Source organism: Myxacorys chilensis (assembly GCF_059505265.1).
The window spans coordinates 1-2,089 of sequence record NZ_JCACKG010000030.1 but is presented as its reverse complement, the minus strand read 5'-3'; the positions used below and the strand labels follow the sequence as shown (position 1 = coordinate 2,089).

Sequence of the window (2,089 nt, the reverse complement as noted above, 5' to 3'; positions counted from 1 at the left end):
GGGCGTCGCGGGACGGGGATCCTGCGCAACCCCCTCTACATCGGCGTGAACGCCTATGGCGACACCGAGTCCTCGCTCAATCCCGAGACGGGCAAGCGGGCCTGGCGGGTCACCGATGAGGTGGCGGCCACGGTGATCGTGCCCCAGCTGCGCATCGTCGAGCAGGACCTCTGGGACCGGGTGGCCGCCCGGCTCGAGGCGACCGCCCTGAAGATCGGCCTCGACACGGAGAGCGGTCAGCCGCTCTACCGGGCTCATCGCAAGGCCTACGTCCTCTCCGGGCTTCTGAAGTGCGCCTGCTGCGGGGGCGACTACATCATCCTTGGCAAGGCCCGGTACGGCTGTTCGCAGGCGAAGCGCGGCATGGGCTGCACCAACAAGGTGACGATCACCGCCGCCGCGGTGGAAGGTCAGGTCCTGGCCTCGCTCAAGCGCGGCCTCCTGGCTCCCGAACGCCTCCAGCAGTTCAGCGATCGCGTCGCTGAGACGCTCAGGGCGCGGCAGGCCAGCGCCGGCTCTGAGGAGGTCAACCTCAAGCGCCGCCTCGCCGAGCTGGATCGCAAGATCTCGCGTCTCCTCGACCGCATCGAGGACGGTGAGGACAACATGGCCGACGAGCGCCAGCGTCTGCGGCAGCGCAAGGTTGAACGCGGGGAGGTGCTGGCCTCCCTGGCCGAGATCGCCGCCCTGTCGCGGGAGGGCGGCTCCCAGGCTCCCGACTTCGCGGCGCTCTACAACGACCTGGTCCGCAACCTCGAAGAGTCGCTGCGCGACGAGCGTGTGGTTCAGCGGGCCCATGAGCTGCTGGCGCAGATCATCGAAGCGGTGATCCTCACGCCGGACCCGCAGGCCCCGAGCGGCCTTCGGGTCGAGGTGCGGGGGAGCCTCGCGCGGGCGCTGATCAAGGGCGGGATGAACGTGGCTGAGGGTGCGGCGCGGACGGGCTCCTGCATCGCGGACGAGGTCTAGCCGTTCGAAGGTGGGAGCTTCACGCTGTGATCGGGGTGATCACCCGAAAGAACCCCGGCCGACGGCCTTACTGGTCACACGATCACGCTTCCATGGTGTGGTGTCGACCTTCCAAAGGCTCCCTCCGGGGAGCCTTCTTGTATTCGAGGACAGGTGCCGCTCCCGATACGCCGGCTCCGGAGCCCCTGCCCTGAGGTCGAGCGGGCGGTTGCATCGTCGTGGAGTTCGGGGCTCCATCGAGAAGACAGACAGGCTTTCGAGGAGCATGGGTTGGAACAATCAGGGAGGAGTGCGCTCCGCGTCGAGGCCACCAGTATTGCAGCGGGGCTCGGAGAAGCACGTCGAGTGGAGCTCTGCTGGCATATCGCCATGCTCGAAGGTCTCGATGGCCTCGGTCTCGCCCGGGGCGCCATCGAGGACATCGGTCGTCGTTTCCATGTCATGGCATCCGAGGCAGGACTTCGCCTGGAGCGGGCAGCCCGAGAGCTTACCGCGTCACCCCTGTCGGATGATGTCCTGCGGCATCGCCTCTGGAGCCGGCTCACCGACGCCTTGGCGCTCCCGTCCACCACTCCCCTGTCGACCCGCTCCGCGCGCCGCATGGCATCGGCCCTGGCGGTCCGCGCCTCGGAAAGGCTGTCTGCCGGTCTGGTCCGGCACGCCGACGACATGCTGCCGCCACCCACCACCCATGGCCTCGCTGATCGTCTCGTTGCCGGAGCCACCAACCTGACGAGGCGGGCACGGAACCTCGTAGAGACTCCGCCACCCTTGCCCTTCCCGCAGCTCGTGGAAGAGGAGATCCTGCGCCTTCTCGCGGACGAAAGGACCCTGTCCGCAGCAGGGGACGGTGTCGACCCGGCCGTCGCCGAAGCCGTTCGGAGGGGCCATGCCGCGGCGCAGAAGGCTCTCGCAACTGGTGGAGGTTGGGCAGCCTTCGCCGCGACCGTCGGAAGTGCCGGCTTTGCTCCCTACATCCTGGCGGCCCAGGCCAGCGCCTGGATTCCCTTCGTGAGCGGACCGGCGCTGGTCTCGCTCCTCGCCGTCCTCGTGAACCCGGTCACGGTGCTGGCGGGCGTCGCGGGGCTGGCATGGCTCGGTGGCGTCAGGGGAGCTAGGG

Annotated in this window: 2 protein-coding genes; both read left to right on the top strand. The window is 68.6% G+C overall.

Annotated features, from left to right (window positions below; all coding sequences use genetic code 11):
- On the top strand, nt 1-969 hold a 969-nt coding region (locus tag AC5JLB_RS01595; protein WP_495872107.1), incomplete at its 5' end, for a recombinase zinc beta ribbon domain-containing protein.
- A 369-nt stretch (nt 970-1,338) separates the two neighbouring features.
- Nucleotides 1,339-2,089 (top strand): hypothetical protein (locus tag AC5JLB_RS01590; protein ID WP_495872106.1); only part of this gene is annotated, 751 nt, incomplete at its 3' end.